19 protein-coding genes are annotated in these 25348 nt (G+C 60.9%); 10 read left to right on the top strand and 9 right to left on the bottom strand.

The window, feature by feature from the left end:
* Positions 1-407 precede the first annotated feature (407 nt).
* The 5 genes from RHM60_RS16035 (at position 408) to RHM60_RS16015 (ending at position 6998) form a co-directional block, all read left to right on the top strand.
* A complete protein-coding gene (locus RHM60_RS16035; RefSeq protein ID WP_322214630.1) occupies positions 408-2441 on the top strand; it encodes an ABC transporter permease subunit in 2034 nt (677 codons plus the stop codon).
* A gap of 15 nt (positions 2442-2456) precedes the next feature.
* A complete protein-coding gene (gene pstA, locus RHM60_RS16030) occupies positions 2457-4127 on the top strand; it encodes a phosphate ABC transporter permease PstA (protein ID WP_322212199.1) in 1671 nt (556 codons plus the stop codon).
* 93 nt (positions 4128-4220) lie between these two features.
* Complete coding sequence (gene pstB / locus RHM60_RS16025) at positions 4221-5054, top strand: phosphate ABC transporter ATP-binding protein PstB (protein WP_003231719.1); 834 nt, start codon at positions 4221-4223, stop codon at positions 5052-5054.
* A gap of 115 nt (positions 5055-5169) precedes the next feature.
* Complete coding sequence (gene phoU, locus RHM60_RS16020; RefSeq protein WP_057006316.1) at positions 5170-5931, top strand: phosphate signaling complex protein PhoU; 762 nt, start codon at positions 5170-5172, stop codon at positions 5929-5931.
* A 170-nt stretch (positions 5932-6101) separates the two neighbouring features.
* A complete protein-coding gene (locus tag RHM60_RS16015) occupies positions 6102-6998 on the top strand; it encodes a response regulator (protein ID WP_322212198.1) in 897 nt (298 codons plus the stop codon).
* Positions 6999-7319: 321 nt separating this feature from the next.
* On the opposite strand, the gene RHM60_RS16010 is transcribed toward RHM60_RS16015, so the two are convergent.
* From RHM60_RS16010 to phoB, 3 genes are all read right to left on the bottom strand, one after another.
* Positions 7320-8660 carry a hemolysin family protein gene (locus RHM60_RS16010; protein WP_057006318.1) on the bottom strand — a complete coding sequence of 447 codons (1341 nt, stop codon included), beginning with the start codon at positions 8658-8660 and terminating at the stop codon, positions 7320-7322.
* A gap of 269 nt (positions 8661-8929) precedes the next feature.
* Positions 8930-10216, bottom strand: coding sequence for a phosphate regulon sensor histidine kinase PhoR (phoR, locus tag RHM60_RS16005; RefSeq protein ID WP_231422327.1), 1287 nt, complete (start codon positions 10214-10216; stop codon positions 8930-8932).
* 91 nt (positions 10217-10307) lie between these two features.
* Positions 10308-10997 (bottom strand): phosphate regulon transcriptional regulator PhoB, encoded by a 690-nt coding sequence (gene phoB / locus RHM60_RS16000; protein WP_003231714.1) that lies wholly within the window; start codon positions 10995-10997, stop codon positions 10308-10310.
* A 155-nt stretch (positions 10998-11152) separates the two neighbouring features.
* On the opposite strand from phoB, the gene RHM60_RS15995 reads away from it, so the two are divergent.
* Entirely contained in the window at positions 11153-11530 is a 378-nt protein-coding gene (locus RHM60_RS15995) for a hypothetical protein (RefSeq protein ID WP_209986504.1), read from the top strand.
* 120 nt (positions 11531-11650) lie between these two features.
* On the opposite strand, the gene ubiA is transcribed toward RHM60_RS15995, so the two are convergent.
* Positions 11651-12541 carry a 4-hydroxybenzoate octaprenyltransferase gene (gene ubiA, locus RHM60_RS15990; RefSeq protein ID WP_322212197.1) on the bottom strand — a complete coding sequence of 297 codons (891 nt, stop codon included), beginning with the start codon at positions 12539-12541 and terminating at the stop codon, positions 11651-11653.
* Complete coding sequence (locus RHM60_RS15985; RefSeq protein ID WP_322212196.1) at positions 12541-13104, bottom strand: chorismate--pyruvate lyase family protein; 564 nt, start codon at positions 13102-13104, stop codon at positions 12541-12543. Before RHM60_RS15985 ends, ubiA begins: the two co-directional genes overlap by 1 nt.
* 194 nt (positions 13105-13298) lie before the next feature.
* Here RHM60_RS15985 and RHM60_RS15980 point away from each other — a divergent pair, with 194 nt between their 5' ends.
* The 4 genes from RHM60_RS15980 (at position 13299) to RHM60_RS15965 (ending at position 15388) form a co-directional block, all read left to right on the top strand.
* A complete protein-coding gene (locus RHM60_RS15980; RefSeq protein ID WP_003213373.1) occupies positions 13299-13466 on the top strand; it encodes a rubredoxin in 168 nt (55 codons plus the stop codon).
* Positions 13467-13502: 36 nt separating this feature from the next.
* Positions 13503-14651, top strand: a complete 1149-nt coding sequence (locus RHM60_RS15975) for an NAD(P)/FAD-dependent oxidoreductase (protein ID WP_209986494.1) — start codon at positions 13503-13505, stop codon at positions 14649-14651.
* Between the two features lie 191 nt (positions 14652-14842).
* Positions 14843-15118: an HU family DNA-binding protein gene (locus RHM60_RS15970; RefSeq protein ID WP_003213368.1), complete on the top strand. Its 276-nt coding sequence runs from the start codon at positions 14843-14845 to the stop codon at positions 15116-15118.
* A gap of 96 nt (positions 15119-15214) precedes the next feature.
* On the top strand, positions 15215-15388 hold the full coding sequence (locus RHM60_RS15965; protein WP_322212195.1) for a hypothetical protein: 174 nt from the start codon (positions 15215-15217) through the stop codon (positions 15386-15388).
* A gap of 114 nt (positions 15389-15502) precedes the next feature.
* On the opposite strand, the gene RHM60_RS15960 is transcribed toward RHM60_RS15965, so the two are convergent.
* From RHM60_RS15960 to RHM60_RS15945, 4 genes are all read right to left on the bottom strand, one after another.
* Complete coding sequence (locus tag RHM60_RS15960; protein WP_322212194.1) at positions 15503-16138, bottom strand: hypothetical protein; 636 nt, start codon at positions 16136-16138, stop codon at positions 15503-15505.
* A 33-nt stretch (positions 16139-16171) separates the two neighbouring features.
* A complete protein-coding gene (locus RHM60_RS15955; protein WP_322212193.1) occupies positions 16172-20566 on the bottom strand; it encodes an RHS repeat-associated core domain-containing protein in 4395 nt (1464 codons plus the stop codon).
* A gap of 67 nt (positions 20567-20633) precedes the next feature.
* Complete coding sequence (locus tag RHM60_RS15950) at positions 20634-20912, bottom strand: hypothetical protein (RefSeq protein WP_231422282.1); 279 nt, start codon at positions 20910-20912, stop codon at positions 20634-20636.
* A gap of 2 nt (positions 20913-20914) precedes the next feature.
* Positions 20915-25345, bottom strand: a complete 4431-nt coding sequence (locus RHM60_RS15945; protein WP_322212192.1) for an RHS repeat-associated core domain-containing protein — start codon at positions 25343-25345, stop codon at positions 20915-20917.
* Positions 25346-25348 lie beyond the last annotated feature (3 nt).

Here is a 25348-nt window from a genome sequence, read left to right as displayed (position 1 = left end):
TGAACCGTGTTGATGCCATCGCGGGCAAGCCCGGCTCCCACACAAGCGGCCTGCACCAAAAATTCTTTTATCCGCTGCCAGCCCCGCTGCGCGGCGGATTTCCTGCGTCACCGCATTGTCATCTTTCTGTCATACAGGACCGCTAGGGTGTGCGCATGAATGATCTGGCCAATTCCACCATGACGACGACTTCCCCCCCCAAGCGCATTGATTTCAATACGCCTGAGCTGCAACGCAAGCGCCGCATTCGCGCGCTCAAGGACCGCCTGACCCGCTGGTACGTGTTGGTCGGCGGTCTCGCCGTCCTCGGCGCCATCACGCTGATTTTCTTCTTTCTTGCCTATGTAGTGGCACCGCTGTTCCAGGGCGCCTCGCTGACCAGAGAAGACGCACTCACCCCGGCCTGGATCCAGGACGCGGGCAAGCCGCTGATGATTTCCCTTGAGGAACAGAACCAGGTGGCCATGCGGGTTTCCGACAAGGGCCAGGCGCTGTTCTTTGACATCACCACCGGCGCAGAACTCAAGCGTGTCGACCTGCCGCTGCCGGCCGGTGCCAGCGTGGCATCCATCGGTGAAGACCAGCCCGGCAGCCCGCTGGTGGTGCTCGGCCTGTCCAACGGTCAGTCTCTGGTGTTCCGCCACACCTATAAGGTGTCCTACCCGGACGGCAAGAAAACCATCACCCCTGCCATCGAATACCCGTACGGCGAAACGCCGATCGTATTGGATGACGCCGGTCGCCCGCTGGAGCACGTGGCCCTCAACGCCACCGACTCCACGCTGGTGCTGGCCGGTTCCGCCGGCTCGTTCCTGAACGTGCTGTCCCTGAGCCGCGAAGAAAACATGATGACCGGCGAAGTCACCAGCGAGCAGAAGCGCATCGAGCTGCCGCAGATGACCGAGCCGGTGAAGGCGATCTTCATCGACCCGCGCCAGCAATGGCTGTACGTGATTAACGGCCGCGCCCTGGCCGATGTGTTCAGCCTGCGCGACAAAAACCTCAACGGTCGCTACAAATTGCTCGAAGACGGCAACGCCGAAATCACCGCCAGCACTCAGCTGGTAGGCGGTATCTCGCTGATCGTCGGTAACTCCAAGGGTGGCCTGGCCCAGTGGTTCATGGCCCGCGACCCGGATGGCGAGCAGCGCCTGAAGCAGATCCGCACGTTCCAGATGGGCACCTCGCCCATTGTGGAAATCAGCGCCGAAGAGCGTCGCAAGGGCTTCACCGCGCTGGATGCTTCCGGCCAGTTCGGCGTATTCCACAGCACCGCGCACCGCACCCTGCTGGTCGATCCGGTGGTCGACGGCCAGGGCGTGTACGGCCTGTCGCCTCGGGCCAACCGGGTGATCGTTGAGGCCGGTGGCAAGCTGCAACCGTTGCTACTCGACAACCCGCACCCCGAGGTTTCATGGAGCGCGCTGTGGAGCAAGGTCTGGTACGAGAACTACGACGAGCCCAAATACGTCTGGCAATCGACCGCCGCCAATACCGATTTCGAACCCAAGATGAGCCTCGCACCGCTGACCTTCGGCACCCTGAAGGCAGCGTTCTACGCCATGCTGCTGGCCGCGCCGCTGGCGGTGGCCGCAGCGATCTACACCGCCTACTTCATGGCGCCGAGCCTGCGCCGCAAGGTCAAGCCGGTGATCGAGTTGATGGAAGCCATGCCGACGGTGATCCTTGGCTTCTTCGCCGGTCTGTTTCTCGCGCCGTATGTGGAGGGGCATCTGCCGGGGATTTTCAGCCTGCTGATGCTGCTGCCGATTGGCATCCTGGTGGCCGGTTTCGTGTTCAGCCGCCTGCCTGAGTCGATCCGCCTGCGGGTTCCCGATGGCTGGGAAAGCGCGATCCTGATCCCGGTGATCCTGTTTGTGGGCTGGCTGTCGCTGTACATGAGCCCGTACCTGGAAACCTGGTTCTTCGGCGGTGACATGCGCATGTGGATCTCCCACGACCTGGGCATTACCTACGACCAGCGCAACGCACTGGTGGTGGGCCTGGCGATGGGTTTTGCGGTGATCCCGAACATCTACTCCATCGCCGAAGACGCCGTGTTCAGCGTGCCGCGCGGCCTGACCCTGGGCTCGCTGGCGCTGGGCGCCACGCCGTGGCAGACCATGACACGCGTGGTGATCCTGACCGCCAGCCCGGGGATTTTCTCGGCGCTGATGATCGGCATGGGCCGCGCCGTGGGCGAGACCATGATCGTGCTGATGGCCACCGGCAACACCCCGGTGATGGAGATGAACCTGTTCGAAGGCCTGCGCACGCTGGCGGCCAACGTCGCGGTAGAAATGCCGGAGTCGGAAGTGGGCGGCAGTCACTACCGCGTGCTGTTCCTCTCGGCGCTGGTGCTGCTGCTGTTCACCTTCGTCATGAACACCCTCGCCGAGCTGATCCGTCAGCGTCTGCGCAAGAAATACTCGTCGCTTTAAGAAAGGTAGAAGTCTGTGAAACAGAACTCCCTGAACGGATGGTTCAAGAGCGGCGCCCCCGGCGTCTGGATCAGCGGTGGCGCGGTGTCCATCGCGGTCATCATGACCCTGGGTTTGCTGGCCGTGATTGCGGTGCGTGGCCTGGGTCACTTCTGGCCGGCCGACCTGATCCAGGCCAGCTACAACGTGCCGGGCCAGGAAAACCATATCGTCATCGGCGAAGTGGTGCAGAAGGAAGAAGTACCGCGCGAACGCCTGAAAAGCGCGGGCCTGCCGGTGCCCGATGCGGGCCCGGAGTTCATGACCCGTGAGCTGATCAAGGTCGGCAACCGTGACCTCAACGGCAATGACTTCACCTGGATTGTCGGCGAATGGTTGAAGGACCAGACCACGCCGAAGAACCTCATGACCATTGAGCGTCGTGAGTGGGGCAATTTCTACGGCACTCTGGTCAACGTCAAACAGGACGGCAAGGTGATCGCCGAAGGCGAGGCTGCGTGGCCGGAGCTGCAAGCCCGCGTCGACCGTGTGAACGCACTGGCCGCTCAGCTCAAGACGCTGGAGAAATCCGACATTGGTGCGATCAACGCCGGTCTCGAACGCATCCGCCTGCACGGTCGCAAGCTGGAACTGGAAGGCAAGCTCGACGCCGCCGCCCAGGCCGACATGGAGGCTGACCGCGCTGAGCTGAACGCGCGTTATCAGGATATCGAGGCGCGTCTGGCTGACCTGCATGCCCAGTTCAACCGCGATGCGCTGACGGCGCGCGACGGCAATGGCAAGGAAATTGAAATTGGCATCGGCAAGGTGGTGCACGCCTACCAGCCGAACGCGATGGGCACGCTGACCAAGATCGGCTTCTACTTCAGCAAGGTCTGGGAATTTCTGAGCGATGACCCACGGGAAGCCAACACTGAAGGCGGGATCTTCCCGGCGATTTTCGGCACCGTGATGATGACGCTGATCATGGCGATGATCGTGACGCCGTTCGGCGTACTGGCGGCGGTGTACCTGCGCGAATATGCCAAGCAGAACACCCTGACGCGGGTTATCCGCATCGCCGTGAACAACCTGGCGGGCGTCCCGGCCATCGTCTATGGCGTGTTCGGCCTGGGCTTCTTCGTGTATGTGCTGGGTGGCTCGGTGGACCGCCTGTTCTTCGCCGAAGCCCTGCCGGCACCCACCTTCGGCACGCCGGGCCTGCTGTGGGCCTCGCTGACACTGGCGCTGCTGGCAGTGCCGGTGGTGATCGTGGCCACCGAAGAAGGCCTGGCGCGCATTCCGCGTACCGTGCGTGAAGGCTCTCTGGCGCTGGGTGCAACCAAGGCGGAAACGCTGTGGAAGATCGTGCTGCCAATGGCCAGCCCGGCCATGATGACCGGCATGATCCTCGCCGTGGCCCGCGCCGCTGGCGAAGTGGCGCCGCTGATGCTGGTGGGCGTAGTGAAACTGGCGCCGTCGCTGCCGGTGGACGGCAACTACCCGTACCTGCACCTGGACCAGAAGATCATGCACCTGGGCTTTCATATCTACGACGTTGGCTTCCAGAGCCCCAACGTCGAAGCGGCACGCCCGCTGGTGTACGCCACTGCGCTGTTGCTGGTGCTGGTGATCGCCACGCTCAACCTGTCGGCGGTGTGGATCCGTAACCACCTGCGCGAGAAGTACAAAGCGTTGGACAGCTAAAGCCATTAGCCACAAGCGGCAAGCTACAAGCCGCTTTTGCTCAAATCTTGCAGCTTGCAGCTAGACGCTGGCAGCTACGAACGGAGTGAGACCATGCAACATGAAACCCAATCCCACGGCATCAACATGTCCGCCCTGGGTCGCGACAAGCAGAGCCTGAGCCTGGCCCAGGAAACCGTGGCCATCGAAGTGCCCGGCCTGAGCCTGTACTACGGTGAAAAGCAGGCGCTGTTCGACGTCAGCATGAACATCCCCAAGCAGCGCGTGACCGCCTTCATCGGCCCGTCCGGCTGCGGCAAGTCCACGCTGCTGCGCACCTTCAACCGCATGAACGACCTGGTGGACGGCTGCCGTGTGGAAGGCGCGATCAACCTCTACGGCACCAACATCTATCGCAAGGGCGAAGACGTGGCCGAGCTGCGTCGTCGCGTCGGCATGGTGTTCCAGAAGCCCAACCCGTTTCCCAAGACCATCTACGAAAACGTGGTGTACGGCCTGCGCATTCAGGGCATCAACAAGAAGCGCGTCCTCGACGAAGCGGTGGAGTGGGCGCTCAAGGGCGCGGCACTGTGGGACGAGGTCAAGGATCGCCTGCACGAATCGGCACTCGGCTTGTCCGGCGGCCAGCAGCAGCGTCTGGTGATCGCACGTACCATCGCCGTGGAGCCGGAAGTGCTGCTGCTCGACGAACCCTGCTCGGCCCTCGACCCGATCTCCACGCTGAAAGTCGAAGAGCTGATCTACGAACTCAAATCCAAATTCACCATCGTCATCGTGACCCACAACATGCAGCAGGCGGCACGGGTTTCCGACTACACCGCGTTCATGTACATGGGCAAGCTGGTGGAATTCGGCGACACCGACACCCTGTTCACCAATCCGGCGAAGAAGCAGACCGAGGACTATATTACGGGACGGTATGGCTAGTTGGAGCAGCTGCGAGCCGCAAGCTTCAAGCGGCAAGTAAGAGCAGTTCAATGCAACGACACCTATCAACTTGCAGCTTGTAGCTTGTGGCTTACAGCGTTTGCGGAGCAAACCCATGATTAGCAAAGAAGGCCTCACCCATCACATCTCCGCGCAGTTCAACGCCGAGCTTGAGGAAGTGCGCAGTCACCTCCTGGCGATGGGCGGGCTGGTAGAGAAGCAAGTCAACGATGCGGTCACCGCGCTGATCGAGGCCGACTCGGGCCTGGCCCAGCAAGTGCGCGAGATCGACGACCAGATCAACCAGATGGAACGCAACATCGACGAGGAATGCCTGCGCATTCTCGCCCGTCGCCAGCCGGCGGCCTCCGACCTGCGTCTGATCATCAGTATTTCCAAGTCGGTGATCGACCTTGAGCGCATCGGCGACGAAGCCACCAAGATCGCGCGCCGGGCCATCCAGCTGTGCGAAGAAGGCGAAGCGCCGCGCGGCTACGTGGAAGTGCGCCACATTGGCGATCAGGTGCGCAACATGGTGCGCGATGCCCTCGACGCATTTGCCCGCTTCGATGCCGATCTGGCGCTGTCGGTGGCGCAGTACGACAAGATCATCGACCGCGAATACAAGACGGCCCTGCGCGAGCTGGCCACCTACATGATGGAAGACCCACGCTCTATCTCGCGGGTCCTGAACATTATCTGGGTGCTGCGTTCGCTGGAACGCATCGGCGATCACGCGCGCAATATCTCTGAATTGGTGATTTACCTGGTGCGCGGCACCGACGTACGGCACATGGGCCTCAAGCGCATGAAGGCCGAAGTTGAGGGCACTGCCGATCAAATGCCTAATGTTCCGGGCGAACCTGACGATAAGTAAGGTTGCCCGTGAAATTAACGCCCGGCCATTGGCCGGGCGTTTTCGTTTGGGGCCAGTTGAATGTTATTGCGCCAAAGGCGAAATAAAGTCCGAACGTAATTGCAGAGTTTTGGCAAAATGCCATCAGTCAGGCGTGCTGCCAGCCAAGGTTTTTAAAGGATGAAGGGTCGATGAGTAAAGTCAGTGTATTGGTGGTGGATGACGCCTCGTTTATTCGCGACCTGGTGAAGAAGTGCCTGCGCAATTACTTCCCGGGGATCAAGCTTGAAGACGCGGTAAACGGCAAAAAGGCGCAATCCATCCTGATGCGCGAAGCCTACGACCTGGTGTTGTGCGACTGGGAAATGCCGGAGATGTCCGGCCTGGAGTTGCTGACCTGGTGCCGCGAACAGGAACACCTGAAGGCCATGCCCTTCGTGATGGTGACCAGCCGTGGCGACAAGGAAAACGTGGTGCAGGCGATCCAGGCCGGTGTTTCCGGCTACGTCAGCAAGCCGTTTACCAACGAACAGTTGCTGAGCAAGGTGCGTCAGGCGCTGCACAAAGTGGGCCGCCTCGACGCGCTGATCGCCAGCGCACCGACCAGGATGAGCTCGGCCTTCGGCAACGATTCCCTGAGCGCCCTCACCGGCGGCAAGCCCGAAGCCGTCCGGGCGGCTCCGGTGGCGGCGCCGAGCAAAGGCCTGCTCAACACCCCACCGCCGGCCGCCCCGGCTGCTTCGCCTGCCAGCGGTCGTGGCCAGGGCCAGTTGCGTCTGTCCAGCGGCACCCAGCAGTGCGTGATCAAGGCCCTGAGCATCAAGGAGGCGCTGCTGGTGGTGCGTCGCGGCGAAGTACTGCCCCAGGTGCTGGAAAGCGCCGTGCTCGACCTTGAGCAGGGCGACAACGCCGAAGTCGCGCGCCTCAACGGCTACCTGCACGCCATCGCCGCCTTCGAGCCCAGGCCCGACAGCGACTGGCTGCAACTGACCTTCCGGTTCATCGACCAGGACGCGCAGAAGCTCGACTACATCTCCCGCCTGATCGCGCGCGGCACGGCGCAGAAGCATTTTGTGCCGGGTGCCTGATCTTCCCATGTGGGAGGGGCTTGCTCTCTCTCATCATCAAGCGCCGCGCATGAGTATTTCCAGCCGACCACCTCTCTGTGGCAAGCCCTAATGCCGTTCAGTTAAGGAAATTTTGTGGGCTTATTGTGGCGAGCGGGCTTGCCCCGCGTTGGGGTGCGAAGCGCCCCCCATCGAGCAAAACGCGGTGTACCTGATACGGCTCAGCGTCTGGTCTTGGGGCTGCTGCGCAGCCCAACGCAGGACAAGCCTGCTCGCCACAGGGAATCTGCGCTTAACTGAACGGCATTAGGGCAAGCCCGCTCGCCCCTCGCTACACAAGATTCAATCCAGCATCACAACCTTGGCCAGCACGATCTTCGGCCCTTTCATCTTCTTGATGATGATCCGCAGGCCTTCCACCTCCAGCACTTCTTCTTCTTCCGGCACCCGTTTCAAGGTGTCGTAGATCAGGCCGGCCAGGGTTTCGGCTTCGATGTGGTCCAGGTCCACGCCCAGCAGGCGTTCGACCTTGAACAGCGGGGTGTCGCCGCGCACCAGCAGTTTGCCCGGCTGGTAGGCCAGGATGCCGCGCTCGGCCTTGCGGTGTTCATCCTGGATATCGCCCACCAGCACTTCCAGCACATCCTCCATGGTGAGGTAGCCGATAATGTTGCCGTCGGCTTCTTCCACCAGGGCGAAGTGCGCGCCGCCCTTGCGGAATTGCTCCAGCAACTGCGACAACGGCATGTGTCGCGACACGCGCTCCAGCGGACGCGTCAGCTCGGCCAGGTTGAATGACTCGGGGATGTGATCGAGCGCCGCCAGCTCCAGCAGCAGGTCCTTGATGTGCAGCAGGCCGACGAATTCATTGCGCTCGGCGTCATACACCGGGTAGCGGCTGAATTTGTGGCGGCGAAACAGCGCGAGGATTTCCTTGAGCGGGGCATTGAAGTCCAGGGTTACCAGGTCTTCCCGGGAGTTGGCCCAGTCGACCACCTCCAGCTCGCCCATCTCCACGGCCGAGGCCAGTACGCGCATGCCTTGGTCGCTTGGGTCCTGGCCACGGCTGGAGTGCAGGATCAGCTTGAGTTCTTCACGGCTGTAATGGTGCTCATGGTGCGGGCCAGGCTCGCCCTGGCCTGCGATACGCAGGATAGCGTTGGCGCTGGCGTTGAGCAGGTAAATCGCCGGGTACATCGCCCAGTAGAACAGGTAGAGCGGCACTGCCGTCCACAGCGACAGCAGCTCGGGCTTGCGAATCGCCCAGGATTTGGGCGCCAGCTCGCCGACCACGATGTGCAGGTAGGAAATCACAAAGAAGGCGGCAAAGAACGACACACCCTTGATCACTTCCGGCGATTCGACGCCTGCGGCACCCAGCAAGGGCTCGAGGATATGCGCAAACGCCGGCTCACCGACCCAGCCCAGGCCGAGGGAGGCGAGGGTGATACCCAGCTGACAGGCCGACAGGTAGGCGTCGAGCTGGCTGTGCACGGTGCGCAGGATCTGCCCGCGCCAGCCGTTGGTGTGGGCGATGGCCTCCACCCGGGTGGAGCGCAGCTTGACCATGGCAAATTCCGCGGCAACGAAGAAACCGTTGAGCAGTACCAGGACCAGAGCAAAAAGAATCATGCCGAAATCGGCGAAGAGTGTGGCGAAGGTGATACCAGGGGAAGGGTCCATGATGGGGTTTTGCGGGTTCCGTGTGTTCAATTAGGGATGGCAGGCAGGCCCCGAAAGGCAGGCGCAAGGCGGCCAATGTAGCGGCTGGCGGGGCGCTTGCCTAGTACCCGCTGGCGCGCGGGCTCTGGAATACCGCTTCCAGGGCAACACAATTCCAATGTGGGAGGGGGCTTGCTCCCGATAGCGGTGGGTCAGAGCCACACAGGCTGGCTGATCCACCGCTATCGGGAGCAAGCCCCCTCCCACAGGGGATCTACAGTGTTCTTGGGTTACAGGTCTTCGTCGACCAGGGGCGAACGCGTCACCTGCGTCGGCGGAAAATGGCAGGTGAACGTGCTGCCATGCCCCAGCACGCTGCTGATTTCCAGGCGTGCGCGATGGCGCAGCAGCACATGCTTGACGATGGCCAGGCCCAGGCCGGTGCCGCCGGTATTGGAGTTGCGGCTGGAGTCGACGCGGTAGAAACGCTCGGTCAGGCGCGGCAGGTGCTTGGCGTCGATGCCGATGCCGGAGTCCTGCACGCTCAGGTGCGCGCCGTGTTCGTCGGCCCACCAGCGGACGCGGATGTTGCCCTTGTCCTGGGTGTACTTCACGGCGTTGAACACCAGGTTGGAAAATGCACTGCGCAACTCGCCTTCGCTGCCCTTGAGCAGGATCGACGGGTCGGCTTCCAGGCTGATCTGCTGCCCGCGCTCGCCGGAGAGGGCCTGGGCGTCGTTCTTGATGGTGTGCAACAGGCTTTTCACCACCACCGGATGGTTATCCGAGGGGTAGTCGGTGGCTTCCAGCTTGGCCAGCAACAGCAAATCGTTGAGCAGGGTCTGCATGCGCGAACCCTGCTGCTGCATCTGTTGCAAGGCGCGGGTCCAGCGCGGGTTGATCCCGTCGACGTTGTCCAGCAGCGTCTCCAGGTAGCCGCAGATCACCGTCAACGGCGTGCGCAGTTCGTGGGAAACGTTGGCAACGAAGTCCTTGCGCATCTGTTCCATCTGGTGGATGCGCGTGACATCGCGCACCAGCATCAGGTGTTCATTGTTGCCGTAACGCGTCAGGTACAGCTGGATGCGCACCCGGTCGTTGGTGGGCGAGGGGATTTCCAAGGCTTCTTCGAAGTTGTCCTGCTCGAAATATTCCTTGAAGCGCGGGTGGCGCACCAGGTTGGTGACCGGCTGACCGCTGTCCTGGGGCGTCTTGAGGCCCAGCAGGGTCTCGGCGGCGCGGTTCCACCATTCCAGGTTGCCGTCGCTGTCGAGCATGATCACCGCATCCTTGAGCGCGGCGGTGGACTCCTGCACTCGGTCGATCACCGCCTGCAGGCGCCCGCGCACCCGTTGGTCGCGGCGTTGCAGGTGGTAGATGCTGTCGAACACCTCACCCCACAGGCCGTAGCCGTCGGGGGGCGCTTCGTCGGGTTTGTGCTGGCGCAGCCATTCGTGCAGACGCAGCAATTGCTTGAGGGTCCAGCCCAGATACAGGGCGATACCCACCGCCAGGCTCCAGCCGTAATAACCGCTGATCAGGCCCACCAGCAGGCAGGCGGTGATCAGCAGCAGCATGTGGCGGATCAGGGTGCCATGCCAGTTTTGATTCACTTGAACATGCGTCCTTGTCAGCGGTTAAGTCAGGCGCTTAAGTCAGAGGCGGGGCTCAGCCCTTGGTGGAAAACCGATAGCCGGTACCGCGCACGGTTTGTACCAGATTCTCGTAGGCATCGCCCAAGGCTTTGCGCAGGCGGCGGATATGCACGTCCACGGTACGCTCTTCCACGTACACATTGCCGCCCCACACCTGGTCCAGCAACTGGCCACGGGTGTAGGCACGTTCCTGGTGCGTCATGAAGAACTGCAGCAGGCGGTATTCGGTGGGCCCCATCTCCGCCGGTGTGCCGTCGATGGTCACACGGTGGCTGATCGGGTCCAGGATAAGGCCGCCGACTTCGATTGGCGCTTCACCATCGGTCGGCCCGGCGCGACGCAGTACGGCCTTCAGGCGCGCGACCAGCTCGCGTGGGGAAAACGGCTTGGTGATGTAGTCATCCGCGCCCACTTCCAGGCCCTGGATCTTGTTGTCCTCTTCGCCCTTGGCGGTGAGCATGATGATCGGGATGTCACCGGTCAGCTCGTCACGCTTGAGGCGGCGGGCCAGTTCGATGCCGGAGGTACCGGGCAGCATCCAGTCCAGCAGGATCAGGTCCGGCTTGCGGTCGACGATAATGGCATGGGCCTGCTGGGAGTTTTCCGCCTCCAGGCAGTCGTAGCCGGCCATTTCCAACGCAACGGCGATCATCTCGCGGATGGGCGCTTCGTCGTCGACGATCAGAATGCTCCTGCCAACCATGCTCGAAAATCCTCTTGTCATTTAACTGTCTTGCGCCGCATTAGATAACGGAATTATTGCAGTCGTGTGACAGTAATTTCTTCGCCTGGGCAATTCACGGCACTCTGGACTACCCTTTGGGTCCGAATCCTGACAACCACAAGAGGAAGGTTCCGATGACGTACCGCACTGTTTCCTGGAAAGCCCTGCTGGTATCGGCTGCACTGGCGCTGCCTGGCCTGGCATCCGCAGCAGAGCCTGCAATGACCAAAGACGGTCTGCTGGTGGACCACAAGGGCCTGACCCTCTACACCTTCGACAAGGATGCCGATGGCAAATCCGCGTGCAAGGACCAGTGCGCAATCAACTGGCCGCCGCTGAAGGCGGAATCCACCGACACCAAGGCCGGCGACTGGACGGTCATCACCCGTGACGATCAGACCAGCCAGTGGGCCTACAAGGGCAAGCCGGTGTACACGTTCAAGGGTGACACCAAGGCCGGGGAAAAGACCGGTGATGGCAAGGGTGGCGTCTGGCACGTCATCAAACCTTGAGACTGCGCCGCTGGTGAGCGCATCGGGAGCAAGCCCCCTCCCACATTTTGATCTGTGAATGCATTCAAATGTGGAAGGAGGCTTGCTCGCGATGGCCTCCGAACCGTCGCCGCAAACACCTCAGCGAACCGCGTAATCCAGCACAATCCCCACAAAAATCGCCAATCCCGCCCAGTGGTTGTGCAAAAACGCCTTGAAGCATTTCATGCGGTCCCTGTCCCGCGTGTACCAGAACTCCCACACAAAACAGCCCGCCGCCGCCAGCAGCCCCAACTGGAACCAGCCGCCCAGTTCGAACCGCGCGCCGGCCAGCAACAGGCACACCAGCGACAGGCCCTGCAGGGTGAGAATGATCACACGATCGGCATCGCCAAACAGAATCGCCGTGGATTTCACCCCGATCCTCACATCGTCGTCGCGGTCGGTCATTGCATAATAGGTGTCATACCCCACCGTCCACAGCAGGTTGGCGATATACAGCAGCCAGGCGATGGCCGGCAGGTGGCCGGTTTCGGCGGTAAACGCCATCGGCATGCCCCAGGAAAACGCCGCGCCCAGCACCACCTGCGGGTAATAGGTGTAGCGCTTCATGAACGGATAGCTTGCCGCCAGCGCCAGGCCGCCGAGGGACAGCAGGATGGTGCTGGCATTGGTCAGCAGCACCAGCAGGAAACTGATGCCCATCAGCAGCGCAAAAAACACCAGTGCCTCTTTCGAGCTGATCCTGCCGCTGACCAGCGGGCGTTGTTCGGTGCGCTTCACATGGCCGTCGACCTTGCGGTCGGCCCAGTCGTTGATCACGCAGCCGCCCGCACGGGTGAGCACCACGCCGAGCACGAAAATCACGATATTGAGCAGCGACGGCGCGCCCTTGCCGGCGATCCACAGCGCCCACAGTGTCGGCCACAGCAGCAGGTAGATGCCGATGGGCTTGTCCATGCGCGTCAACTGAATGAAATCCCAGGCCCTGGGGTTCAGGCGATTCAGGGACTTGAGCACACGTTGATACATCAGCAACTCTCCGGATGGTCATGCAGCGCCTGCCAGAAGCCGGGCAGGAAGGTTTCCGCCACCAGCACGCTCAATGCCCCGCGATCAAAGCGCGAGCGGCGTGCCCACAGTCTGTCGGCCTGGTCCGGCATGGGCAGCCACTGGCGTGGGTAATGGCAGACTTCAATGGACTGGCGGGTAAACGCGTGGTCACAGAACAACAACTCACCCAGCGAGCGGCTGCCCAGCGCATCCATGTGCAAGCCGTCCCCCTGCAACGCACTGCGCGACGCTACGCTGCGGGCAAATACCCACGGCTGGCCGTGCCCGCGCAGGTACACCTCCCGCACCCAGCCGAGCGTGGCTGGCGGCAGGCCCAGCGCCGCGCATTCGTCGTCCCGCAGCGCTTGCCAGCCTTCGACCAGCGGCGTCACGCTGAACGTGTCGTTGGAAAACCCTGTCAGCCGCCGCGTGAGCGAGCCTTCGTCGAACAGCCAATCGAGGATCAGGGGCGCGGGTGTCGGGCGCAGAAGGCTCTGGGGCAGCCATTGGCAAGCATCGGAAAGGGCGATTGAGTGCGGCACGGCGAGTCAGTATGGGCAGTAAAAGAGGCGCCGAGCTTATCATGGCGTCCCGACCTTTTGCCGGGCTGAACTGGCCGTTTGCGCCGAACGTGCTTGCATCCGGCGGCCCCTGTCAGTACAAAACGCCCTGAGCCGTGCGGCAATGCAGAATATGGACCGCCGGCCAAAATGCCTGGACCCTGAGGAAGCAAGTAATGAAGAAGTGGCAATGTGTAGTCTGCGGCCTGATCTACGACGAAAAGGACGGCTGGCCGGATGACGGAATCGCGCCGGGCACCCTGTGGCAGGACGTCCCGGAAGACTGGCTGTGCCCGGACTGCGGCGTGGGCAAGATGGATTTCGAAATGATCGAAATCGGCTGATTCGAAGTTTGAGAAATGTATTACAAGGAGAAAGGAATGAACGCACCTGTCGTGATCATCGGCACAGGACTGGCCGGTTACAACGTGGCCCGGGAGTTTCGCAAGCTCGACAGCGAAACCCCGTTGCTGCTGATCACCGCCGATGACGGGCGCTCCTACTCCAAGCCCATGCTCTCCACCGGCTTTGGCAAGAACAAGGAAGCCGATGGCCTGAGCATGGCTGAACCGGGCGCCATGGCCGAGCAACTCAAGGCCGAAGTGCGCACCCACACCCGCATCAGCGGCATTGACCCCGGCCACAAACGCCTGTGGATCGGCGAGGAAGCGGTGACCTACCGCGACCTGATCCTGGCCTGGGGCGCCGAAACCGTGCGCGTGCCGGTCGAAGGCGATGCGGCTGAGCTGATTTTTCCGATCAACGACCTCGAGGACTACGCCCGCTTTCGCGCCGCCGCTGCGGGCAAACGTCGCGTGCTGGTGCTCGGCGCCGGCCTGATTGGCTGTGAATTCGCCAACGACCTGATCCTCGGCGGCTATGAAATCGACCTGGTGGCGCCGTGCGAACAAGTCATGCCGACTTTGCTGCACCCTGCGGCGGCCGCTGCGGTACAGGCCGGCCTGGAAGGCCTGGGCGCGCGTTTCCACCTGGGCCCGGTGCTCAACCGCCTGCAACGCACGGCGGATGGTCTTGAGGCCCACTTGTCGGACGGCAAGGTGATCCCGTGCGACCTGGTGGTCTCGGCCATCGGCCTGCGCCCGCGCGTCGACCTCGCCGCCGCCGCCGGCCTGCAGATCAACCGTGGAATCATGGTGGACCGCCACCTCAAGACCTCCCATGCCAATATCTATGCCCTGGGCGACTGCGCCGAGGTCGATGGCCTGAACCTGCTGTACGTGATGCCCCTCATGACCTGCGCCCGCGCCCTGGCCCAGACCCTGGCCGGCAATGCCACGGCGGTCAGCTATGGGCCAATGCCGGTTACGGTGAAAACCCCGGTTTGCCCACTGGTGGTGTCGCCACCGCCACGGGGTACCGAAGGCGTGTGGAGTGTCGAAGGCGAGGGCGCCAACATCAAGGCCCTGTGCCGCGACGCCAGTGGCCGCCTGCTGGGTTACGCGCTGACCGGCAGCGCCGTGATGGAAAAACTGGCGCTCAACAAGGAACTCCCGCCTTTGCTGGCGTAAATGCCTGTCGTTCTGTCGGAATAAGCACGTTTTTGCCTAGAGAAAGGTCGCCGCGAGGCTGGCGCGGCGTCTGTGGGCATGCCATCCTCACTCCCGTCTGCCGCAGAGTAGAGCCTGCGGCGCTTTGGGCGCCGTTCCGCCAGAGAGTGGCACGGACATAACAACAAAAAACCGTCAAAGAGGCTTCATCTATGCGTAAACCAGAACTCGCAGCCGCCATCGCTGAAAAAGCGGACCTGACCAAAGAACAGGCCAACCGCGTGCTCAACGCCGTCCTCGAAGAAATCACCGGCGCCCTGCACCGCAAGGACAGCGTCACCCTCGTTGGTTTCGGCACCTTCCTGCAACGCCACCGCGGCGCCCGCACCGGCAAAAACCCGCAGACCGGCGAGCCGGTGAAAATCAAGGCGAGCAACACCGTTGCGTTCAAGCCGGGCAAGTCGTTGAAGGACAGTGTTAATCCGTAACGGGCAGTACTGCCTCGAAGGGAGGCGGGGTGGTACGGAAAAAAATGGGCACGCCGACTGGGTCGGGTGCCCATTTTTGCTGCGTAAAAACAGCAGTTGGCTCTGGATCAGGTTGCCGAGTTCGTCGTAGTGGTGTTGCAGGTTGCCGCCGGCACTCTGTTCGCCAAGCAACTGACCGACAGCGTCGTAGGCGAAACCCAGGGCTTGGCCGTTGCCTTGCAAGTCGGTGAAGGGATAAAGGGGATGAATTTATTTAACTATAAATTCTAAATGTCCACCTCGCTTAACTGCTAATCAACAAACTTTGGTGATGGTGTGGAACGTTTTTTATTGTCATCAAAATATGGGCCAATCAATTTTTCGTCGAAATACCTTTGGTCTTCATTAGAGCGCGATTTCAAAAACTACTTTGCCAAAGCGATTTTTGATTTGGTAAGAGTTTTCATTGATTTCCGAACTTTTAAAGAGGTCGCTTCGGTCAATAAAGCCGGGAAGCTCATGCATCCAGATTTTATTCGCTGTCGGGCTGTTTTCTTCGTAATACCAGCCTTCACCCACTTGCGCATTAAGCAGTCTGTAAATATTTATTTTGCGTTTTTTGTCTTTGCTGATTTTTGACAGCTTTTTAATCGGAGTTTCTAGCTCAAACTGCAGTTCTGACACCGCTTCAGCAGTTGAGTTTATGATCTCCACAGATGCGCTGTTACTATCTTTCCGTATTGCAATAGCAACAAGTGCCAGTCGTAACTCTTCCAGTAGTTTTTTGTCCTGGTTGAGGCGGTCCAGAGAGAGAAATTTTTTGAAATCAAAGTCCTCTATAAAAATGTTTGTCACGCCTAGGACGTTATCAAATAGATCTTCGTCGCCGCGTGGGCCAAGTGAAACAACTATTTTACTGCTGCCGTTTATTTCGACCTTGGGCAGTAATGTCATGAATATCTGAGTAATATGATGACTCAGTTGGCGTATGCGAACACCGTCTGTCAGAGCGGACGCATCACTTTCTTGCAGAGTAAGCATGTTCAAATTCATTGCGGTGCTCACTTCGAAAAACTAACGGTTATCAGGCATGCCGTACAATTTAAGGTAGCCATCTCTTGTGTCAACCTGTGGTAACGGGTTTTTGTGGATCGGTGAAGGCATGTCGCCGTTATTTCTCGCCGCATGTTTGTCCGTGATCTTTTGCTCAGTAGCTTTGGCTTGAAGTCGTGTCTTGTTTTTTTCGACGATCACTGCCTTGTAGCGCCCAGCTTGAGGCTTGTTCAGCGCATTGACCTGTTGGTTGGCACGCGGTGATGTACCATTTTTATTTAGCGGACGCCCGCTGATCCCCGGCTTCATCATTCGTCCTGTTTTTGTATCAACGATGACGTAGACGTGATTAGGATTTTTGCTCGAATGGCTGTTGCCGTGGACTTTTCCACTGCCTCCACACGTGAGACCTAATGGATCGATCCAGCCAAAGGGATTGTCGGCATAGAGGTAGGTATTGATCCCCCCCGCCAACCCAATCGGATCCGGCGTAGTAAACCTTCCCACATCCGGATCATAAAACCTGAACGTATTGAAATGCAGCCCCGTCTCCCGGTCCAGGTACTGCCCCTGGAATCGCAGGTTCTGCTCCTCAATGTAATAAGGTTGGCGCACTTCCTCCAGCGTGTTGCCCCACACCCGATACGTTGCGCACCAGACCTCATGGCCCTCCGCCTCGGTCAGCTGTTCCGGCAACCCATTCAGGTCGTTGTGGTAATAGCGAATTTTTTGCAGCGACCCAACGCCATCGACACGAGCCAGAGGCTCATATCCGCCGTCATCTTCATAAACATAAAGACTCGTCTGGCTGTGTTTATGCTCCTGCAACAACCGCAGGCCATCCCACGTAAATCGCGTCTCCCCCAACGGATACCCATCACTGCCGTGCTCGGTTTTTTCAATCCTGCGCCCCAGCGGGTCATAGGTCATCCTGACCACGCGGCCATCTTCGTTGCGCACTTCTATCAGCCGGCTTTCAGCGTCATATGCAAACCGCTGCACACCGCGCTTGGCGCTGCGTTTCTCGATCATCCGGCCAAACGCATCGTAGCGATAACGCTTGTCCTGATAGGTCAGCAGTTTGTTATGCACCACCAGTCCGGCACCTGCCTGCGGGCCGTCGAGCAGGTTGGCGGCGGCGTCGTAGGCGAAGGTTTCGCGCTGGCCGTGCAGGCTGTCCTGGCTGGCGATGATGCGGCCGGTGGCGTCGTAATGCAGCAGTTGGCGATGTTGTGCGGCGGGTTGCTGGTCGAGTTTGCCGATCAGGTTGTCGGCAGGGTCATAGTCGAACTGTTTTTGCGCCGCAGCGGGCAGCAGGGACGGCTGGTTGGCGTGACGGCGCTGGCGTGAGCGCAGTCGGCCGCTGCGGTCGTATTCGCTGCGGGTGCTGAGCTGGCCCTGTGTGCGCAGTACCTCGCGGTGCAGGCGGTCGCGTTCGAAGTCGCTGATCACCTGGCCGTCAAGGTTGATCTGGTGCAGATGGCCGCTGCCGTAGTACAGGCGATTGAGCCAGCGACCGTCGGGCAGTTGGCTCTGGATCAGGTTGCCGAGTTCGTCGTAGTGGTGTTGCAGGTTGCCGGCTGAACGCTGTTCGACCAGCAGTTGGCCGAGGGCGTCGTAGGCGAAGCCCAGGGTTTGGGCGTTGCCTTGCAGATCCGTGAAGGTGACCGCCGTGAGCTGATCGACCGCATCGTAGGCGTACTCGGTACGGCCATCGTCGGTGGTCTTGGCGATCAGTCGGCCAACCGAGTCGCGTTCCAGCTCATGCACGATAGGAGCTGGCGGGGTTTGCGGGACTACCGCCAGGCCACTGCCCTGCGGGGCGGGAATAGCGGTCACCGCAATCACATTATTCAGTGGGTCGTAGCTGTAACGCTTGGCGCTGCCGTCGAGATCCTGCTGTTCTGTCAGCCGATCCCCGGCATCCCAGGCGAATCGGTAGCGCTCACCGTTCTCGTTGATCAGCGCTTGCAGCCGCCCATAGCTGTCATAGCCGAACTGCACCTGTCGGCCGTGGGCGTCGGTACGCTGGCGGACCTGGCCGCGACGGTTGTGCTGATAAAGCGTGGTGTGCCCGGCCGGGTCGGTGTAACCCAGCAGTTGCCCGCTGACGTCGCGCTGGTATTGCTCGGTGCGTCCGTCCGGCAGTTGGCTGCTGAGCAGGCGGCCCTGGGCGTCATAGCTGAACAAGGTGCGCTCGCCGAGGGCGTCAGTGATCACCTGCAAGTTGCCGCGCGTGTCGTAGCCAAAGCGGGTTGGATAGCCCGAGCAATCAACGTGTTCCACCAACTGCCCGAACGGGTTCCAGCGCAGCTTTTTGCTTTTGCCGGTGGCGTCGATGATTTCCACCGGCTGGCCGTGGTCGTCATAGCGGTAGCGGGTGACGTAGCCCAGCGGATCGGTTTCGGCGACGCAGTTGCCACGCGCGTCGTAGCGATACTGCCAGCTGTTGTCGGCCGCGTCGGTTTCCACCAGTGGCAAGGCCCAATGCTCCAGCCACAACGTCGAATCACTGCGCCCCAACGGGTCGCTCTCGCCGATCAGGTTACCGGTCTCGTCATAGCTGTATTCATAGCGCCCGCCTTGCGGATCGGTGGCGCTGAGCAATTGGCGTTCGTCGCTCCACTCAAACAGCCAAGTCTGGCCGAGGTTGTCGCTGTACTGAATGATCTGGTGCTGCGTGTTCCACAAACGGGTGCTGACCCGCTGCAAACCGTCGGTGATACGCGTGAGACCAGCCTGCAAGTCATAGTCGAACTGGTAAGCGTCGCCCTCATCGGTCCAATGTCGGACCACACGCCATTCCAGGTTTTCAATACAGGCCCACTCATAAAAACAGCGCAACCCGGTGGGCAGTTGATGCTCCACCATCCGCAGGCCGTTGTCGTAGGCAAAACGCCGCTGTACCTGGCCGGTCGCGTCGCGTACTTCAGCCAGGCTCCCGGCCATGTCATAGCCGTAGCTGACCAGCACTTCACGACGCTGATCGGGATACAAACGTTCGATGCGCGCCAATTGGCCCTGTTCACGAACCAGCTCAACCTGCACCAGATCGAACGTATCGCGCAGTCGTAGCAGATGCCCAGCTTCGTCGTAGTCGATATGAATACGGTTGTCATTGCGGTCGCCGAGTTGGCTCAGACGCAGCCGCGCGGGGTTGGCAGACGGCTCGAACAACCGGTACAGGCCATCGTCGCTTTCGATCAGCAACTGCCCATTGAGATGGCGGCGCACCGCGAGCCCTTCACCGGCGCTGAATACCGCGCCGCCCAAAGGAATCGAGCCCATGTCGATTGCTCGGCCCTGCTCGTCGGTGTAGATCAGCGTTTCACCACCCTCAGGATGGGGCAGAATTTCGACGCACACTTCATAAGCCACGCTCCAGCCAGCACCCAACAAGCTGCCCGCGCGTTCATCGCGGCTGTTGTAGACCCGTTGCCAGGTAATTGGCAGGATGCCGGGCAGCACGAAGTCCAGTTCCTCGACATCGCCCAGCACTTTCGCGCCAGTGGCGGCGTGGACGGGGTTCGACGAGCCCATCGCCGCATTCGCCATCGCACCCATCGCGCTGCTGACGGCCATCGACGTCGCACCGCTGATCAGCATGCACGGCAGCTTGCTGAAGAACTTGCCCTTGCCGCCCTTGAGCATCAACAGCGCCGTCACCGCCAGCCCCACGCCCGGCGTCTTGCCGCTGCGAATCTCGCGCACCACCACCGAGCCGCCGCCAATGGTCACGTTCGACGAGATCAGCCCGGAGGACACCACGGTGGCATCGCACGTACTGCGGTCACCGCTGCGTACCGCCGGCTGACCATTGATCGTGACTTTGTCCGAACCCTCGGCCAGAAACTGCGGCGGCATTGGCGGGTGCTTCATGCACACCACCAGGTCCAGTGGCTTGGGCACAGCGCCGGGCGCCGGTGTAGCGACAGTCGGACGCCACATCTGTGAGAAGAAACCCTCGGCCATGTCCAGGTAGCTGGCTTCTGGCTCCGTTTCGGGCTCTTCCAGCTCGGTACCGGCCGGCGCGACATGGGAGCTGATTGCTCCTGCTGCTCGCGCGGCCGGAATGTTGTTGGTCAGGGTGTCGGTGGAGCCGGTGAGAATGTTGGCCTGCACCGTGGGTGGAAACAGGGCGTTGCTGAAGCTATCGCATAAATTCGTTAAGCCTTTGTCGGCTCCGGTCTTGCTCATGGCCAGCCCGACAATCGTGCCCACCACCGCGCCCAGCAAAAAGCAGCCGAGGCCGCCGGTGGCCACGGTAATGCCAGTGGCCGCAACCACGGCGGCGGTCGCTACGGCGGTGATCGCGATATTGGCCGCCACCTCCAGCACCCCGCCGAGGATGTCCGCCATCATCGAGGTGTGGGACAGCGCATCGCCCATTCGGGCCGCCCACAGTGCGTCAGACATGCGCGGTGTCCAGGGACGTGTCAATTCTATCGAGACTTTCCATCGTCAGTCAGCTGCCCCCGTGTGGTTACGGCATGCTCATCAAAGCTGTTCGCAGGCGCTTGATCAGCCGCGGATCCTCAAGGCAGTCGACAGGCCGTACGTTGTCGAGGGCAGGAACTTTGCGCTCGATCCACCACAGCCCTTCCTTGAGCCCACGCCTGCCACGCAGCACAACGGCCAAGTCCAGGTCGCCGCCCAGTGCTTGCGCAAGGGTGTGCGCGTCTTCGTCGAGATAGTCTTCCTTGTACAGCTCTACCGTACTTTGCCAATCGGCATCGCCGGGGTATTCATCTTCAAGTGGCATGATCAGAACCCTGCAAATGATATTAAGTTGCTGCCGGTCGGGTTTCGCGCGGATGGGGCAAGAATCCCATCATAGCCATTGGCTTTCGCCCAACTGCCGATCTGGTGAGTTTCGGTGTATTTGTCACCCGTAATGCTTTTGAGTGATACACCTAATTGTTTGCGCACGTCGGCGCGCGTCAGGTCCAGCACGTTGTTTAACTGCACCTTTTTGCTGACCAGTACTCGTGAGGACAGGTCCACACCCCAATGGGTGACTTCGCCCAATGCGGTCTTGCGCGAGTTGGCGCCATACACGCCACCCAGTCCCTTGGCCGTGTATCGGTGTCGGGACTCCACATTCCACTTATGTGCCTGCCAGGTCGTACCGATGCGTCCAGGCTCCTCGAATCGATACACCGTGCGATTGACCTTGCGGCCTTTGGGTGGGCTTGAGCATTTCATCAGGCCCAAGGGGTCGATCCAGCTGACCGGGTTGGGCGCGTATTGGTAGAGATTAAGTCCGCCTGCCAGACCAATTGGATCGGGTGTAGTGAAGCGCCCGATATCGGGGTCATAAAAGCGCAGGGTGTTGTAGTGCAGTCCAGTCTCCCGGTCCAGGTACTGGCCCTGGAACCGTAGGTTCTGCTCTTCGACGAAATAGAGTTCGCGTACTTCCTCGACGGTATTGCCCCAGACTTCGTAACTCGCCTTCCATACCTCATGGCCGTCGCTTTCCGAGAGTTGCTCTGGCAGACCGTTGAGGTCGTTGTGGTAGTAGCGCACCTTTTGCTGGTCACCCAGACCATCAATCCTGGCCAGGGGCTCATAACCCTCATCGGCATAGAGATAGAGACTGGTCTGCGGGCCTTGGTGCTCCTGCAGCAGTTGCATCGCATCCCAAGTGAAACGGGTCTGGCTCTGCTGCGTACCCTGGCGGTCGAAGGTGGTCTTGGCGATGCGTCGACCCAGCGGGTCGTAAGTCATCTTGACCACAGAACCATCGTCATTGTGTACCTGGGCCAGGCGTTGCTCTGCGTCATAGCTCAAGCGCTGGGAGCCGCGCCGAGCGCTGCGTTTTTCAACTACCCGGCCAAAACCATCGTAACGGTAGCGCTTGTCGCGATAGCTCAGTAACTGGTTGTGGGCCACGCGTCCCGTGCCGTCCAATAAATTGGCGGCTGGATCAAAGGCGAAGACTTCCCGCTGGCCCTGAAGGTTGTCCTGGCTGGCGAGAATGCGTCCGGTAGCGTCGTAATGCAGAAGTTGGCGGTGCGTTGCGCCTGGCTGGCTGGCGACGCGTTCCACCAATTGATCGCTGGTGTCATAGCCGTATCGGGTTTGTACCGCTGGCAGCAGTACCGACTGCCCCTGTTGCCGACGCTGGCGAACACGAATCCGACCGCAACGATCGTACTCGCTGCGGGTGCTGACACGTCCCTGGGTACGCAGCACTTCGCGGTGCAGCCGGTCGCGCTCGAAATCACTGATCACCTGGCCATCCAGGTTTATCTGATGCAGGTGCCCACTTCCGTAGCGCAATCGGTTGAGCCAGCGTCCATCGGGAAGCTGCGTCTGTATCAGGTTGCCCAGCTCGTCGTAGTGGTGTTCCAGGCGGCCGCCGGTACTCTGTTCAAAAATCAGCTGGCCGAGGGCGTCATACCCGAACTCCAGGCTTTGTTGCCCGCCGTCATGGCCGGTGAAGTGGATGGCTGTGACCTGATCCTGTTCGTCATAGCTATATTCTGTGCGCCCGTCTGCGGTGGTTTTCGTGATCAGTCGCCCGGCAGCGTCTCGCTCCAGGTCGTGAGTGATGGAGCCTTCGGCACCAGTTGAAGCAACCGTCTCCACGCAAGTGACATTATCCAGCGGATCGTAGGCATAGCGCTTGAGCGTGCCGTCCAGGCGCTGCTCCAGGGTCAGTCGATCACCGGCGTCCCAGTCGAAGCGATAGCGCTCGCCGTTCTCGTTGGTCAGGTTCAGCAGGCGACCGTAGGCATCATGACTCAGCTCCACACGGCGGCCGTGGGCGTCCGTACGCTGGCGCAACCGTCCGCTTGGCGAGTGTTGGAAGTGCGTGGTGTGCCCGGCGGGGTCGCTGTAGCCGACCAATTGCCCACTGGCGTCACGCTGATAGTGCTCACTGCGGCCATCTGGCAACTGTTTGCTGGTCAGTCGCCCCTGATCGTCATAAGCGAAGCTCGTGCGCTCGCCAAGGGCGTCGGTACTGCTGAGCAGCAGCCCACGCTTGCAGTAACTCAAGCGGGTCGTCAGGCCCGAACAGTCGGTGTGCTCGCTGAGTTGACCCAAAGGCGTCCAGCGCAAGCTCTTGCTTGCACCGCGCGCGTCGATAATTTCCAGGACTTGTCCGTGAGCGTCGTGACGATAAGTCGTCACGTGGCCCAGCGGATCGGTTTCGCCGATGCAATTGCCACGTGAGTCATACCGGTACTGCCAGGCGTTGCCGGCGGCGTCGGTCTCCACCAGCGGCAGCGCCCAATGTTCCAGCCAAAGGGTTGACTCACTGCGCCCCAGTGGGTCGGTGGTCTCGCTCAGATTACCGGCTTCATCGTAGCTGAACTGGTATTGCCCACCGCTTGGGTCGGTCGCGCCCAGCAGTTGGCTTTCAGCATTCCATTGGAACGCCCAGGTACGTCCCAGAGCATCGATGGACTTGATGATCTGGTGCCGTGCATCCCAGTGGCGGGTGCTGACGCGCTCCAACCCGTCGATGATACGGGTGATACCGTTGTCCAGCTCATAGTCGAATCTGTAGGTGTCGCCGCTATCCGTCCAGTGCCGAACCACGCGCCATTCGCGCTCATCCACCCACGCCCACTGGTAGAAACAGCGCAGCCCGGTAGGTAATTGATGCTCGGTCATGCGCCGGCCGGAGTCATAGACAAACCGGCGTTTCACCTGCCCGTCGGACTGTCGCACGGCTGCCAGGTCGCCGCAGCTGTCGTAGGCGTAATGCATCAGTACTTCACGGCGCTGATCAGGGTACAGCCGCTCGATATGACTGACACGGCTTGGCCAGGTGGCGTCGTAATTCAGTTCGACCTTAACCAGATCGAAGGTGTCTCGCAGCTGCCGCAGCCGTCCGTTGTCGTCATAGTCCAGGTAAATACGGTTGTCATTGCGATCGCCCAGTTGGCTCAGGCGTAGCAGCGAAGTATCCTGCGGCGCTGGTTCAAACAGTCGATACAAGCCATCAGCACTTTCGATCAGCAGTTGGCCACTGAGGTGGCGTCGCACGCTCAGCCCCTCGTCAGCACTGAACAGCGCGCCGCCCAAGGGAATGAACCCCATGTTTATGCGCCGGCCCTGCTCGTCGATGTATAGCAGTTGCTCACCCCCCTCAGGGTGGGGGAGACGCTGGACGCTGACCTCGTAGGAAACGCTCCAGCCAGACCCGAACAGACCATCGCGGCGTTCGTCCCGGCTGTTGTAGAACCGCTGCCAATCGATCGGCATGATGCCGGGCAGGGCAAAGTCCAGCTCTTGCGGGCCGCCCAGCACCTTGGCCCCGGTGCTGGCATGCACCGGGTTGGATGAGCCCATGGCCGCATTGGCCAAGGCGCCCATGGCCTGACTGACGACAAATGAGTTGACGCCCGCCAGCAGCATGCAGGGCAGATTACTTAGAAATTTGCCCTTGCCACCCTTGAGCATCATCAGTGCGGTCACAGCCAGGCCCACTCCCGGCGTCTTGCCGCTACGAATCTCGCGTACCACCACTGAACCACCGCCGATGGTCACGTTTGGCGAAATAGGTCCCGCTGACACAACCGTGGCATCACACGTGCTGCGGTCGCCGCTGCGCACAGCCGGCTGGCCGTTGACCGTAACCTTTTCAGATCCTTCTGCAAGAAACTGCGGTGGCATCGGTGGATGTTTGGTGCAGGTCACCAGATCCAGGGGTTTGGGAACGGCACCTGGTGCGGGTGTGGCGACAGTGGGGCGCCACATCTGGGAGAAAAAACCTTTGGCCATATCCAGGTAGCCTGGTTCTTCTGCATCGTCAGACGCGGGGTCAGGCGCTTGGTTTTCGGTGCCCGCCGGGGCGACGTGGGAGGGTATGGCCCCGGCAGCTCGCGCCGCAGGTATTGAGTTGATCAGGGTATTTGTCGACCCGCTGATGATCGTTGCCATGACTGCGGGAGGGAACAGCGCGTTGCCGATACCCTCGCACATGGCGCTCAGCCCTTTGTCAGCTCCGGTCTTGCTCATGGCGACGCCGACAATAACGCCGACGACGGCGCCCAATACGCACGCGCCAAGCCCACCTGTCGCGACGGTGATCCCGGTGGCCGCTACTACGGCAGCCGTGGCCAACGCCGTGATCGCCACGTTAGCGGCGACTTCGAGCACGCCGCCAAGGATATCGGCCATCACAGAGGTATGGGACAAGCCATCCCCCAACCGTGCGGCCCATAGCAGAGCGTCAGACATCCA

The organism is Pseudomonas sp. MH9.3 (genome assembly GCF_034354675.1).
GTDB lineage: Bacteria > Pseudomonadota > Gammaproteobacteria > Pseudomonadales > Pseudomonadaceae > Aquipseudomonas.
The sequence above is the reverse complement of the archived record's forward strand: the minus strand, read 5'-3'. Positions and strand labels throughout refer to the sequence as shown.